Origin of the sequence: Jeotgalicoccus sp. ATCC 8456 (genome assembly GCF_016313225.1) — a bacterium.
GTDB classification, from domain to species: Bacteria; Bacillota; Bacilli; order Staphylococcales; family Salinicoccaceae; genus Jeotgalicoccus; species Jeotgalicoccus marinus.
In genome coordinates this window covers 1,383,584-1,397,822 of record NZ_CP066224.1, presented here as the reverse complement: position 1 = coordinate 1,397,822, position 14,239 = coordinate 1,383,584, and the positions used below count along the sequence as shown (strand labels likewise).

At 36.3% G+C, this 14,239-nt stretch carries 14 protein-coding genes; 8 read left to right on the top strand and 6 right to left on the bottom strand.

Going from position 1 to position 14,239, the window contains the following annotated elements; genetic code table 11:
* Positions 1-114: 114 nt before the first annotated feature.
* Genes JEM45_RS07220 through JEM45_RS07210 form a run of 3 tightly spaced genes read left to right on the top strand, consistent with a single transcriptional unit; the run spans position 115 to position 2,148 of the window.
* A complete protein-coding gene (locus JEM45_RS07220) occupies positions 115-1,008 on the top strand; it encodes a MurR/RpiR family transcriptional regulator (protein WP_026865960.1) in 894 nt (297 codons plus the stop codon).
* Between the two features lie 6 nt (positions 1,009-1,014).
* Entirely contained in the window at positions 1,015-1,662 is a 648-nt protein-coding gene (locus tag JEM45_RS07215; RefSeq protein WP_198687183.1) for an HD domain-containing protein, read from the top strand.
* A 15-nt stretch (positions 1,663-1,677) separates the two neighbouring features.
* Positions 1,678-2,148 carry a peptide-methionine (S)-S-oxide reductase gene (locus JEM45_RS07210; protein WP_026865958.1) on the top strand — a complete coding sequence of 157 codons (471 nt, stop codon included), beginning with the start codon at positions 1,678-1,680 and terminating at the stop codon, positions 2,146-2,148.
* Between the two features lie 52 nt (positions 2,149-2,200).
* On the opposite strand, the gene JEM45_RS07205 is transcribed toward JEM45_RS07210, so the two are convergent.
* The 3 genes from JEM45_RS07205 to JEM45_RS07195 all read right to left on the bottom strand — a co-directional run bounded on the left by JEM45_RS07205 (position 2,201) and on the right by JEM45_RS07195 (position 5,994).
* Complete coding sequence (locus JEM45_RS07205) at positions 2,201-3,334, bottom strand: trans-sulfuration enzyme family protein (RefSeq protein WP_198687182.1); 1,134 nt, start codon at positions 3,332-3,334, stop codon at positions 2,201-2,203.
* Positions 3,335-3,455: 121 nt separating this feature from the next.
* Positions 3,456-4,169: an aggregation-promoting factor C-terminal-like domain-containing protein gene (locus tag JEM45_RS07200; RefSeq protein ID WP_026865956.1), complete on the bottom strand. Its 714-nt coding sequence runs from the start codon at positions 4,167-4,169 to the stop codon at positions 3,456-3,458.
* A gap of 256 nt (positions 4,170-4,425) precedes the next feature.
* Positions 4,426-5,994 (bottom strand): YhgE/Pip family protein, encoded by a 1,569-nt coding sequence (locus JEM45_RS07195; RefSeq protein WP_198687181.1) that lies wholly within the window; start codon positions 5,992-5,994, stop codon positions 4,426-4,428.
* 142 nt (positions 5,995-6,136) lie between these two features.
* Here JEM45_RS07195 and JEM45_RS07190 point away from each other — a divergent pair, with 142 nt between their 5' ends.
* The 4 genes from JEM45_RS07190 (at position 6,137) to mqo (ending at position 9,246) form a co-directional block, all read left to right on the top strand.
* Entirely contained in the window at positions 6,137-6,727 is a 591-nt protein-coding gene (locus tag JEM45_RS07190) for a TetR/AcrR family transcriptional regulator (RefSeq protein ID WP_026865954.1), read from the top strand.
* 107 nt (positions 6,728-6,834) lie between these two features.
* Positions 6,835-7,257: a universal stress protein gene (locus tag JEM45_RS07185; RefSeq protein ID WP_026865953.1), complete on the top strand. Its 423-nt coding sequence runs from the start codon at positions 6,835-6,837 to the stop codon at positions 7,255-7,257.
* Between the two features lie 21 nt (positions 7,258-7,278).
* Complete coding sequence (locus tag JEM45_RS07180) at positions 7,279-7,701, top strand: universal stress protein (RefSeq protein ID WP_026865952.1); 423 nt, start codon at positions 7,279-7,281, stop codon at positions 7,699-7,701.
* A 69-nt stretch (positions 7,702-7,770) separates the two neighbouring features.
* Positions 7,771-9,246, top strand: a complete 1,476-nt coding sequence (mqo, locus tag JEM45_RS07175) for a malate dehydrogenase (quinone) (RefSeq protein WP_198687180.1) — start codon at positions 7,771-7,773, stop codon at positions 9,244-9,246.
* A 22-nt stretch (positions 9,247-9,268) separates the two neighbouring features.
* On the opposite strand, the gene JEM45_RS07170 is transcribed toward mqo, so the two are convergent.
* Positions 9,269-9,697: a MarR family winged helix-turn-helix transcriptional regulator gene (locus tag JEM45_RS07170; RefSeq protein ID WP_026865950.1), complete on the bottom strand. Its 429-nt coding sequence runs from the start codon at positions 9,695-9,697 to the stop codon at positions 9,269-9,271.
* A 67-nt stretch (positions 9,698-9,764) separates the two neighbouring features.
* Positions 9,765-10,001, bottom strand: a complete 237-nt coding sequence (locus JEM45_RS07165) for a DUF896 domain-containing protein (protein ID WP_026865949.1) — start codon at positions 9,999-10,001, stop codon at positions 9,765-9,767.
* A gap of 155 nt (positions 10,002-10,156) precedes the next feature.
* On the opposite strand from JEM45_RS07165, the gene JEM45_RS07160 reads away from it, so the two are divergent.
* Positions 10,157-11,821 (top strand): ABC transporter substrate-binding protein, encoded by a 1,665-nt coding sequence (locus tag JEM45_RS07160; RefSeq protein WP_198687179.1) that lies wholly within the window; start codon positions 10,157-10,159, stop codon positions 11,819-11,821.
* A 37-nt stretch (positions 11,822-11,858) separates the two neighbouring features.
* On the opposite strand, the gene JEM45_RS07155 is transcribed toward JEM45_RS07160, so the two are convergent.
* Positions 11,859-14,114 carry an ATP-binding cassette domain-containing protein gene (locus JEM45_RS07155; protein WP_198687178.1) on the bottom strand — a complete coding sequence of 752 codons (2,256 nt, stop codon included), beginning with the start codon at positions 14,112-14,114 and terminating at the stop codon, positions 11,859-11,861.
* Between the last annotated feature and the right edge of the window lie 125 nt (positions 14,115-14,239).

Below are 14,239 nucleotides of genomic sequence, written 5' to 3'. Positions count from 1 at the left end.
TAAATAAAGTATGATAAACCAAATATTTTTATTTTGGTGGATATCAAACCATTTTATTATGCTATAATTTGATACTAAACGTGGTTATGTACCCATGAACATGGAGGTGTGGATATGGATGACAGAACTATACTGGACTATTTAATAGAGAATAAGAGTAAAATGACAAAGAAACATCAGGCTATTTGTGATTATCTATTAGAAAATCATTCAGAAATTAGTATGATGTCAGTAAAAGAATTTGCACAAGAAGTGGGTGTTGGAACAACTACAGTCTTACGTTTTACTCAAGAATTAGGATATAGTTCGTTTTTTGATTTAAAGAAACAGTTCTTTGAAATTCACAAAACCTATGCATCCAAGTGGAGTCGTATTCAATCGTCATTTGATGTGGATCAAGACGAAAACTCTGATAAGTTGATTGAAGATATTTGGAGTGAAAATATTAGTGTATTAAAGCGTACTTTAACACCACAACTTTTAGACAGCGTACATGTGGCTGTAGATCTATTAGTTGAAAGTAAGCATATTCATCTTGCTGGATCAAGACCTTATAAAGCAATGGCGATGTATATGGAAGCTTTACTAACAGAATTTGAACCTAGAGTACATCAATTGTCTATGGATATAGATAATATTTTAGACCGATTAATATTACTTAATCATGAGGATGTTATTGTAGTTATTGCCTTCTCTCCATATTCCAATCGCATGATAGATGTTGCGGAGATTGCCCATAAGAACGGTATTCCAGTGATTCTTATTACAGATGAATTATCAAATCCGATCAGTCAGTATGCCAAAATTATAATGAAGGTAGATACCAGTACCAAACACTTCACTGTAATTTCTTTAGTGACATTAATTGAAGCAATCGTTGTTGAATACGGTAGTAGGCTCGCACCCCAATCAGGTGATAATGTAGAGACATTAGCTGATTTATTAAAGGAAAAGTCTTACTTGACCGGTGTAGATTTAAATTTAAACTCTAAAAAATTTAAGGGGTAAAACTTTATGAAAGCACACATCGCCCTCAAAGAAATTGAGGACTGGGTAAAAAACCAACTCATACATGAGACAACTGGCCATGATTGGTATCACATTGAAAGAGTGACGAATCTGAGTAAAGAATTACTGAAGTCTGAAAATGCAGATACCTTTACTGTAATCGCTGCTTCCCTTCTTCACGATATTCCTGATGAAAAATTAGAGGATGACGTTGAGACCTCAATGAAAAATATAAAAGATTTTTTACTAAGTCTTGATATTGAGGAAACAGTTATCGATAAAATTCTAACAATCATTAGCACAATATCATTTAAAGGTGGTCATGGTGATAAGCTGACATCTATGGAGGCATGCATTGTTCAGGATGCCGATAGACTGGATGCTATTGGGGCAATCGGCATTGCGAGAACCTTCCAGTACGGCGGTGCGAAGGGGCAAGCTATGTATGACCCAGAGGTAGAAGTCAGAAACGATATGAGTGCAAAAGAGTATAGAAAAGGAAACTCTACATCTATCAATCACTTCTATGAAAAACTGTTACTATTAAAGAATAAACTGAACACTGAACGAGCTAAAGAAATTGCACAAGAGAGAGAAGACTTCATGAAATTGTTTCTGGACCATTTCTTTAAAGAATGGAATGGTGAGTTTTAAAGGGGGGTGTAAACTATGGAAACAGTATATCTAGCTGGTGGTTGTTTATGGGGTGTACAAGCCTTTGTAAAAACACTTCCGGGAGTTATACATACAGAAGCAGGACGCGCGAATGGTTCTACAAACACATTAGAAGGTGATTATGATGGTTATGTAGAATGCGTGAAAACGGAATTTGACCCTGATGTCACCTCCGTATCAGATTTAATGAATTTTCTTTTTGAAATCATTGATCCGTTTAGTATTAATAAGCAAGGCGTCGATGAAGGTCCTAAGTACAGAACTGGTTTTTATAGTGAAGACATTGAACATCTAAAGGAAGCTAAAACTTTTATAGAGGTTCGCCATGACCGAGACGAAATTGCGGTAGAAGTTGCTCCGTTATTAAATTATGTAAAAAGCAGTGAAGAACATCAGGATAGATTAGATCATTACCCTAACGATTACTGTCATATTCCACAGGTACTATTAGAAAAGTATAAATGAATTGAAAATAGACGTAACGGCACTTCGTTACGTCTATTTTATTACACATTTATTATATTTGTTCTAGAGCTTGATTTAAGTCGGCTTTGATATCTTCTACGTTCTCAAGACCTACTGATAATCTTAAGAGGTTGTCAGGAGAAATGGTTAATTCTTTTTCGACAGACGCACGGTGCTCAATGTAAGAATGCGTACTGCCTAAACTTGTTGCTTGAACAATCATTTCTACACTATTCGCAACCTTCAGAGCGTCATCTGACCCACCTTCAACTTCAAACGATAAGAGCCCGCCAAAGCCGGACATCTGTCCCTTAGCGATATCATGACTTGGATGATTATTTAGTCCAGGATAATGAACAGCTTTAACCTTGTTGTGAGATTCTAAAAATAGGGCCACATCCAAGGCATTTTTAGCATGTGCATGGACTCTTAAAGATAAAGTTTCTATACCACGAAGTGCCAACCAGCATTCAAATGGAGATGGGACCCCACCTTTATTGGCTTGATGGAGTCTCATATTCTCTAACATTTCACTGCTTTCTTTCGCAATAACTGCACCTAGGAGCACATCACTATGACCACCAATGTATTTTGTAACAGAATGGAGTGAAAAATCTGCACCTAAGTCAAGTTGTTGTTGGAAAACAGGTGAAGCGGTCGTATTATCCACTACGGTAATCGCACCAACACCCTGAGCTAAGGATACGACTTTTTTAATATCAGTGATATTTATTTGTGGATTAGACGGTGATTCAATCCATACTATACCTGTTGGTTTCTCATTGATTGCGGTTTTAAGTGCATCGCCATCAGTCATATCGATAGTAACTATGTCGAAGCGCTGTCCAATATCCGTCTTTTCTATTAATAATTTAACACCGAAATACATCTCGTTAGGTAAGACGATTCTTTTAGGATACTTTTTCGGTAAAGATTCAATGACTGCGGTTATTGCTGCCATACCAGAAGAGAATGCGATTGCATCATAACCGTTTTCTAAGGCGGTCAGACATTCTTCAAGGGATCTTCTATTTGGATTTTTACTGCGGCTATACATTGTCTCATTAATATATCCACCATCAGCTTGTCTTTCGTAGGTCGAAGATAGGTGTATAGGTGCTGTTACAGCACCAGTATTTGGGTCAACACTACGACCAACATGTATTGCTTTTGTTTCAAAGTGCATGCTATCCCCTCATTTCTTTAGATGAAATCATTCTACACTTTATTATCTGAATAATCACTAAAAGCTGACAAAAAAGAGACTCCAGATCATCTGGAGTCTCTTTGGTTATATAATGGTGATCTTACCACCAATTGTTTGCATTACGGAATTGGATAGCGTTATCGATTGAACCATAACGTCTTTCAGCGTAGTCAAGCATACCTGCAGTTTGATCTGCTACTGAACCAGTTCCCCAAGATTCTTTAGTTTGACCAAGACCTTGGTAGCCGTTTGGACTTACTGCGTTCGGGTTACCACTTGATTCTGGAAGAACAATGTTATTCCACATAGCTTCAGTACCACCTGCAGCTAAGAATTGTGATTTAGTTGAACCATTTGAAGATGAAGTAGATTGAGTTGGAGCAGGAGCTGCTGGCTCAGATACTTGTTGTTGTGTTTCTTGAACTTCAACTTCTTCTACAGCAGGTGCTGCTTGTTGGTTTTGTGTGTTGTAGTTAGTGTTGTTTGTTTGTTCAACTTCTTGAACTTCTTCTACTTTAGGTGCTTCTACAGTTTCGTTAGTGTAGTTAGTCGCAGTAGCGTTACCGTTAGCACTGTATGCCCAAGAGTAGTTCGTTCCATCTGAAGTAAAGTCATAGTTCACATTGTTTAATGTGAAGTTGTAGTCATATGCACCTTCATGGATTGGAGCTGCATTTAATTCAGCTGGGTTATTTTGAACTGTTTGTGCAAGTTCTTCTTTATTGATTGATGATGCATCTACGTCTTGATCTGCTACTACGCCTGTTACGCCTAAACCTAAAGCTAATGATGTTGCTAATATTGTTTTCTTCATTTGTTTTCTTCCTCCAAAAAAATAATTCTAAAATTTCAATGCCTATTCTTTAACTGTCGTTCTGTCGACATGCACTGTATTTTTTACTGTCTCTCTAGGACAGTTACTAATGTATCACATAAATTGATTACGTATGTTACAACGCAATAATAATGCAATTACAGTTAGAGACAGCTTTGTAACATTGAAATATTCCTGTATTATTTCAGACTATTGACATTAGGATGTCAAAAATTTGGGAAAGAATTTCTGCCTACTATCCTTCAAAACGACTCATCTTATTGATTTTTTCTTCATATGCAGGGAATTTATCTTTTAGCCAAAGTACGAGTAGGATCATCAAGTAAAGAACGATTGAAATCACTGCTAGATAAATGATTACTGTAGAGAACTCTACGTTGAATGCTTGATTAAATATCGCATCTTTAAAGCCTGAAACAATAAAGGCCATTGGTAATACATCGAAGAGTGATTGATAGAAATTATTAGCAGTTTCTATTGGGAAGGTACCGCCACTTGATGATAGTTGGACAATGAGTAAGACAATACCGAGAAACTTACCAAAGTTACCGAATATGGTAACCATTGTCGCAATGATTATTATGGACACTAATGACCACATAATCATGGCAAAGTAAAATCTCCAATGACTGTATATATCAATCTGCATAATCCAAACAATTGTTGCATAAAGCGAACTTGAAATCAGTACGGAGTGAGAGATAAATAATAACCCACGGCTAATCCATCTTGAGACTACGGAAGCTTCCTTATCAAAAATTTTGTTGATAGGGTAAACAACGTTAAACGTTATTGCACCGATAAATAAGCTGACTGCAACAACCAATGGTGCAAATCCTTGAGCGTAGTTATCAGTTTCCACTGATGTTTCAGTTGTCAGTTCAATCGGATGTGTAATTGCATCGGCACCTTCTGATGTAAATACTAGGCCAGACTCATCCATGCGATTTTGAAGTTCTTGGAATTGGCTCTGAACTTCCTGTAAGCCACCAGATAGTTGTTCTGAACCAGCTTTCAATTCACTTACACCACTGTTCAGTTGACCGATACCGTTATTAAGATCACCTGCACCACTTTCTAACTGACTTTGTGCACCAGTAATAGGTTGAGCGTAATTACCGAGTAAGGCTGATGCTTGATTGAGTTGACTAGAAAATTGTTGTTCACCACTATAAAGCGTATTTGAACCTTCTTGTAGTTCTGCTGTAGAACCTTGAAGTTGTAGAAGTCCCTGATCTAGGGCAACCGCACCTTCAGTCAGTTCATTAATGGCTTGTTCAGCTTCGCCGCTACGATCAGATACTTGAGCAATTTCATCAATTAAACTAGAAGTATAAGTACTAGTAATCTCAGTTTGTATATTCTTCTCTAATTCTGAACCTGCTTGTTGAGCCATAATTGATCCGATAAAGTTATAGCCTGGATTTGTGTGAAGTGTGAGGTTTACTTTTTCTGGTTGTTCACTTAATAAAGAAGCAGCATTATCTGATGCATCTGATGGAATCACTAGATAACCATAAGCATCCCCACTCTGTACTGCTTCTTTTGCTTCATCAAGTCCTGTAAACTTCCAATCGAACCGATCGTTGTCCGACAGTTCCTCTTCAATATTGGAACCTATATTGATATCCTCTGTACCTTCATCTTCATTTACTATATGAAAGGCCATATCTCCTGTACGATCATAGGGATTCCACATTGCGTCGAGAAAAGTTAAGGAATAAATAACGGGGAATAAAGAAACGAAAAATAAAGTCGCTATTAATAAAGGTTTCTTAAATATAAATTTAAAATCTTGAAACATTAAATCATCCTCTTTTTTTATGGTAGAATTATCATACACTGTGTACAATAACCCATTATATGTACAAAACAATATTATTCAATAGTCGATATTCACTAATGTGTAAGATATCCGACACTTTGCCCAGAAAGGTTGATTAAAATTGAAAAAAGATTTAAGAGTACAAAAAACTCTCCGTGCCATAGACCAAGCTATGGTGGATTTACTCAAAGACAAATCGTTTGAAAGTATTACGATACGGGATATCAGTCAAGCAGCAATGATTAACCGTGGAACATTTTATACTTATTATAGAGATAAATACGAAGTAATTGCAAGCTATCAAAGCCAAATGATTAAAGATATTGATCGTCTTTTGTATGAAAATATTAGTGGAGAAAGTCTCAATCTACTAAATGACCAACAGCTTCAGGAGACAATCGAAGGATTTTTTAATTATTTAAAGGATAATAGAGAAAGGGTCATGGTTATTGCAGCTGGTCTTGGTACAAGCGCCCTATCTGAATATTTTTCTCATCATATGTTTGACTTTTATAAAGTAAAAAGCCAAGAGTTTGGTGTAGAATTTGAAAGTGAAGTCGATGAAGAATACCTGATTACTTACATGATACATGCTCATATGGGGCTCTTATTTAAGTGGTTGACTGATGGTTGTGTAGTGCCCGTTTCGAAAATGGCAGATTTTATCGAAACATTTACTGTTAAAGGCGTATTCAAAGCTGTTGGAATCTGATATGCTTTTTGTCAATTCTATGCATATTATTAATTCTATAAGGGAAGATAATAAATGATGTCTAGAAATAGTTTTATACTTATAGAAATATATAGGGAGGTGTAGGTATGTACAAAAATATTTTATTACCATATGATTTTGGGAACTCTTTTGACAACGTACCTAAGGAGCTAGAAAAGCTAACGAATCCAGATGAAGCGTATATGATCACTATTTTTAATGTCATTACTGAAAATGAAATGTCCAGTGATGTGAAGTTTAATGGTAAACGTTTCAATGAGATTGTCGAAGAGAAAAAGAATTTGCTAAAATCTTTTACAGATGAATTAGATAAGCTGAATCTTAACTATGAAATCCGTTTTGAAGTTGGTCGTGTTATTCCTCAATTGCTAAAGGAAATTAATGCCCATGACTACGATATGATAGTGATGAGTAATAAACGATCTAAAAGAGATATCAAGCATGTTCTTGGCCATGTGACACACAAAATTGCAAAAAGAGTCAACGCACCTGTGATGATCGTCAAATAAGTAAAAGAGAGGATAGTAAATATGTATAAAAAAATATTAGTACCTTTTGACTTTGGAAACTCTTTTGTTAATGTTCCTGAGCAACTTCAAAAATTATCTGGTTCGAGTAAAGAAGCTAAGATTACAGTGTTTAACGTAATTGCAGAAAATGAGATGGCTGATAATGTAAAGTTTCACGGGAAACATTTTGATGAAATTGCTAAGGAGAAAGAAGCAGACATTCAATATTTCAAGGATGAGCTGGATAAGTATGATTTAAATTACGAAATTAAATTTTCAACAGGTAGAGTACTCCAAGAACTAAAGAAAGAAATTGAGAATGGAGATTACGAAATCGTTGTAATGAGCAACAAGAGATCAAGAATGCAAATTAAACATGTACTTGGTCATGTGACGCATAAGGTAGCGAAACGCGCGAATATTCCGGTCATTATTGTTAAATAATAGAATGTGAAAATATGCCGGGAAACCGGTATATTTTATTTAATTCAAAAAGTAGAGAGCTGGTTAACTATGACAAATTCTAAAGATGTAATATTAATCGGAGCAGGCATTATGAGTGCGACCCTAGGAACGTTTTTAAAAAATCTAGAAGGTGAGTGGAATTTAAAAATGTTCGAGCGACAAAATGCACCTGCTTTAGAAAGTTCTAATGAGCTTAATAATGCAGGTACAGGGCATGCTGCCTTATGCGAATTAAATTATACAGTAGAACAAAAAGATGGCAGCATTGACGTTGAAAAGGCAAAAGAAATTAACGAGCAATTTGAAATTTCTAAGCAGTTTTGGTCTTATCTCGTAAAAAATAAGGCGCTGGATGAACCTGAGTCTTTCATTCGTCCACTCCCACATATCAGCTTTGTACAGGGAAAAGAGAACGTTAATTTTCTAAAAAATAGATATGAAGCTTTAAAATCACTACCGATGTTTGAGGGATTGACCTATACGGAGAGCCATGAGGAAATCGGCCAATGGATTCCACTGATGATTAACGGCCGTGACAAGGCTGAAAGTATAGCGGCAAGTAAAGTGGATTATGGTACAGATGTGAATTTTGGTGAATTAACAAGGAAGCTTGTAACGAATCTACAAGCGCAGCCAAATACAGCGGTTAGCTTCAATCATGAAGTTGATGGTTTTCGTCGTTTAGATAATGGGAAATGGGAAGTCAAAGTGACGAATTTAGAAACTGGAGCGACGGAGTTTCATTCTGCTGATTACATCTTCATTGGTGCAGGTGGGCATGCGATACCGCTTCTACAAAAGACGGGCATCCCTGAAAGCCGCAATATTGGAGGTTTCCCAATTAGTGGTGCATTTTTAGTGTGTAATAATCCTGATATTGTGAGTCAACATGGTGCCAAAGTGTACGGTAAGGAGCCAAAAGGTAAGCCGCCAATGACGGTACCTCACCTGGATAGACGTTATATTGATGGTAAAGAAAGCTTGTTATTTGGACCATTTGCAGCAATCGGTCCTAAGCTTTTAAAATATGGCTCTAACACGGATTTATTTAAATCAGTCAATCGCTTTAACTTGCTGACTATGATGTCGGCAGGATTGAAGAATATTCCACTTGTACAGTACTCAATCGAACAAGTACTCATGAAGAAAGAGAATAGAATGGAAGAATTGAGACGTTTCGTACCTGATGCGAGGGATGAGGACTGGGATCTGCATATCGCAGGTAAACGGGTCCAAGTCATTAAAGATACGAATGAATATGGACGTGGTTATATACAATTTGGTACTGAAGTTGTAAACTCACAAGATCACAGCGTGATTGCCCTACTTGGAGAATCTCCAGGCGCTTCCGTATCGGTACATGTTGCCTTAGATATTATCGACAAAAATTTCCCGGCTTATAAAGAAAAATGGTTAGATAAATTATCAGAAATGATACCATCTTATGGTCAGTCTCTAATCAGTGATTCAACCTTGTTAAAAGAAATTAGAAATAATAATAATAAAATACTCAAACTAAATTAAGAACTGATGGAGGATTCCTCCATCAGTTTTTTTCTTCGCATATGATATTTAGTAAGTCTTCTAAAGCGGATTTTTCTGAACCTGACAAGTGAGCGAATGCTTCACTTATATCTTTTGTATATACTGGGTGAATTTCGTTGAATACTGATTTACCCTCGTCGGTCAAAATCGCCTTACAAAAGCGCTTATTATCAGCCTGTATTTCTCTACGAACTAAACCTTTTTTCTCTAATTTATTTACAATATACGTAATGCTACCACTGGGTATCATCAATTTTTCACTTAAGGTTTGTATGTAATGTGGCCCATGCTCAAATAGGCATTCTATTACGAGTAAATTTTCAAATGTGAGTCCTTGATTCTTAATATGAGTTCTTGCTTTATCATTTAGAATTTTTGAAGCAGTCATCAATGACTTATATAAATGTAAATCTCTCTCTTGAACTGACATAAGACATCCTCCTCTTTTTAAATAGATAAAGCCCTCATCTCGTAAGAGATGAAGGCGGCTTAAAATTCTATGAGTGGCCGTTTAAAAGGTTTTTAACTTTTTCAACATTTAATTTAGCAGGTGTTACATCTATACCGTCTTCATTTTGAATCGTTATTGAAGTGATATTAGAAGAAACCTGACCACGAATTTCTTTAAGATACTCTTGTCTTAATTCAGCGCGTTCTTCAATTTCTGCCTCTGTTAAACCTACTGTACGGTTCTTTTGAGCAAGCTCATTAATGCGTGTCAAACTAGAAATCATGCGTATTTCTCCTTCCTTCTTTTAATATCCTATTACTAGGCTATATAAATCCTAACATTAGGATGTTGTATTGTCAATACTGAACATAATTAGATAGTATTTTCTGACTATTCAGTATATAATTTATATATTCAACTAAAAGGGGGTTACATATAATGCAAAATTTCAAATGGTTTTTGGTAATTCTTGTTGTCATATTACTTGGAGCTTGTACCAATGATAGTGAGGTCGATGTTGAGGGAGAAGGAAGTTCTACTTCAGAAAAGACAGGGGATGTGGTTGTAGGATTTGACCAAGACTTGTCGACGATTGATCCTCATGGTACGAATGATGTCATTGGAATCCAAGTAAGGCGTCACCTCTTTCAGACCTTAGTTGCAAGAAATCCTGATATGAGTCATAAAGCAGGTCTTGCTAGTGAATGGTCACAGGTGGATGAAACGACATGGAATTTTAAATTAGTAGAAGACGTGACATTTCACAATGGATCAGCGTTTACTGCAGAAGATGTTAAAGCATCTTTAGAGCGTGTTGTTGACCCGAGTGTCGGTACGCCGACGCAATTCTTGTTTGAAATGATTGAAGAGATTGAAATTGTTAACGATCATGAACTTAATATTATTACGAGATATCCATTTGCTCCACTGCCTGATAACTTAGCACATACTGCTGGTAGTATTATGAGTAAAGAAAGTATCGATGCCGATTATGAACAAGCTTTAGAACAGGCAGGCTCAGATGTAAACTTGGATGAATATTATGAGCTAAGAGATGAAGGTGGAGATGACTTTACGGCCCTATCTGATGAAATATCAGCCTTTACAAGCGAGCATATTTCAGCAAATCCAGATGGTACGAACTATGTGAAATTTAAAGCTAGGGCACCTGGACAAAACATAGAACTCGAACGCTTTGATGACTTTGCCGGTGATAGTTTAATTGATAACCTCACCTTCGTTATTATCCCAGAATCTGGTTCGATGATGGCTGAGTTAGAGTCAGGTGGCATTAATATCACAACACCTGTTGATATGGCCATGTTTGATCGTATTAACAATAGTGCGAACACTGAATTAGTTGAATCTGATTCACTTAGAACAAATTACTTAGGGTTTAACACAGAAAGTGAGCCATTTAATGATGTAAAAGTGAGACAAGCAATATCCAGTGCCATCGACAGAGAAGCAATTAAAAGTGGTATATACGATGGTAAGGCAGAAATACCAAATAGTTTAGTGTCGAAAAGTGCATTTGGGAATTCAGAAGCGTTACCTGAATTAAGCCAAGATATGGACTTAGCCAAACAGGCTCTAAGTGAATCAGCTTACCCTGAGGGTTTTAATGCTACAATTTGGGTTAATGATAGTCAGGACCTCGTGGATACAGCAGTGTATATTCAAGAGCAGCTTAGAGAATTAAACATCAATATTGAAGTTGAGCAATATGAGATGGCTACATTTTTAGAACGATTAGGTAATGGTCAGCACGATATGTTTTTACTAAGTTTTACAGCATCGACAGGTGACGCAGACTATCTTTTATCCTCATTGACCTTGGGTAGTAATGAAGGATTTGGAGGAAACCGTGCATTTTACAAGAATGATGAAGTGGATACTGGCTTAGAAGCAGCAAGAAGTGCCACAGATGATGAAACGCGTATGACAGAGTATGAAAATCTTCATAGTATTTTAATGGAAGAATTACCTTATGTACCGCTGGTACACCCTAATATGACGCTCGCCTATAATACCGACCAATTAGAAGGTATAGAACTTGATGCAGCAGGATATATTCGCTTAGAAAATGCTACATTTAAATAAGAAAAGAGCTGAGATATTAATATCTCAGCTCTTTTCTTTATTGCATTATATAACGCTTTAAATGCTTGGCAGTTACAGATTCATCTACATTAAGAAGGTCTTTAGGTAAGCCGCTAAATAAGATTTTTCCGCCTTCTATACCGGCACCTGGTCCCATATCGACAATCCAATCGGCATGGGTCATCATCGTGAGGTTGTGCTCTATGATCAGTACAGTATTTCCTCTTTCGATGAGTTGATTAAAGCAATTTAAGAGTGTTGGAATATCTTCTTCATGTAAACCTGTTGTAGGCTCATCAAAGATATAAGTTTCTTCATTATTATCTGCATCAAGATATTTAGAAAGTTTTACTCTTTGAATTTCTCCACCGGATAAAGTGTCTAAGGATTGTCCGAGAGTCATATACTGTAGTCCGGTAGCTTGTAAGCGACTCAAACGGTTTATAATGCTAGCGTTATTTTTAAAAATGTTGAGTGCTTCTTCTACAGTCAATGCCAGAATATCTGCTATAGAATAGCCTTTCACCTTAGCTTCAAGCACTTCTTTTTTATAACGGGTACCGTTACAAACCTCACATACTTGAGAGAAATCTGGCATAAAGGCAAGTTCAGTTTTGATTATGCCTTTCCCTTTACAATTTGGACATGCACCTTTGGAATTATAAGAAAACATGCTCTTAGAAAGTCCGGTTTCCTTGGCGAATATTGTACGTACTTCATCAAATATATCCATGTAGGTTAATAAGTTTGAACGATTTGATGCATGCACTGCTTGCTGGTCGATAATGATAGCATCTGAATGTTTGAACCCTTCTCTAAGTAAGGTACTTTTACCCGAACCAGCGACACCTGTAAAAATAGTCAGAGCATTTTTAGGTAGCGATACACTGACGTTATTTAGATTGTTCTTGCTAATGTTTTTCAATTTGATAAATTTCTTACCAATCTTGTGATTATCTTTTAAATTATGATCGTGTGTTAATGCTCTAGCAGTTGGGGTATTTGCACTTAAAATATCTTGATATTTCCCTGTAAATATTATTTCGCCACCGTGTTGACCAGCGCCTGGACCCATATCGATGATTTGATCTGCGATTTTGATTACGTCAGGATCATGTTCTACAACGAGAACAGTATTGCCCTTATCTCTAATATCTAACATGATGTCATTAATCTTTTGTATATCTTCAGGGTGAAGCCCTACACTCGGCTCATCGATTATATAAACGAGATCAGTTAATGGACTATTCAAATGGCGAATCAATTTAATGCGCTGTGATTCACCGCCGGATAAAGTCGGCGTTTCCCGGTCTAAAGTTAAATAGTTGAGTCCTACATGTTTCAATACTTCAAGTTGTTTGATTAGAGGTTCAATGATGACTTGTTCTTTCTCACTTTTTAGCTCTCTTAAAAAAGGCACAGTATCTTCAATCGGTAAGGCTGTAAAGTCAGCAATATCAAGTCCATTTATTTTTGAACTTAATACTTCTTCATTTAGCCTCTTGCCGTGACAATCTGGGCACTCACGACTTGTGACAACTCTTTCAACATCTTCTAAAAAACGGTTTTTCTCAAAATTATCATTGAGTAAGAATGAACGTCTAAAACGGTGAATCAACCCTTCAAATTCTGCTGTTCTTGGCCAATTATCTGGGGGATTTTTGAGTTTTTCCGGCTTGGTATATAAAAATGTATTCATTTCATCTTCTGTATAGTCTTTAAGTTTTTTGTCGTTATCAAATAGACCACTATACAAGTAACGCTTTCCTCTCCAGCTATCTGGACGGAAAGAAGGAAATTTAATTGCATCTTCATTTAGCGATTTATTGTAATCTAGAAGCTCGTTTAAATCAATGTCTTCGACATAACCTAGACCTTGGCATCGTTGACACATACCTGCGGGATTATTAAAGGAGTACACATTGGAGTATCCAACAAAAGGTTGACCAACTCTTGACCAAAGTAATCTAACTGATGAGTATATATCTGAAATGGTACCGACTGTTGACCTTGAATTTCCACCTAGTCTTTTTTGATTGATTACCATAGCGACTGGAAGATTATCAATTTGATCTACATCTGGTTTTTCATATTTAGTCAATTGATTTTGAATATATGCTGAGTAAGTTTCGTTCAACAGACGTTCTGATTCTGCGGCAAGTGTGCTAAAAACAAGTGATGATTTACCAGAACCTGACCGACCTGTGAAAACAGTTAATTTATGTTTTGGAATATCGACGCTAACATTTTTTAGATTATTTTGTTGTGCACCGATTATACGTATTGAAGACAAAGTAATCACCTCATCTACTGTTTACCCGAAATTGTATATTTGATACAAAAAGTGACATAAATTTGACTAAATGTTAAAGAAAATGTGTATTATGTTTTCATTTGGGGAAACTTGTAAATTGAAGA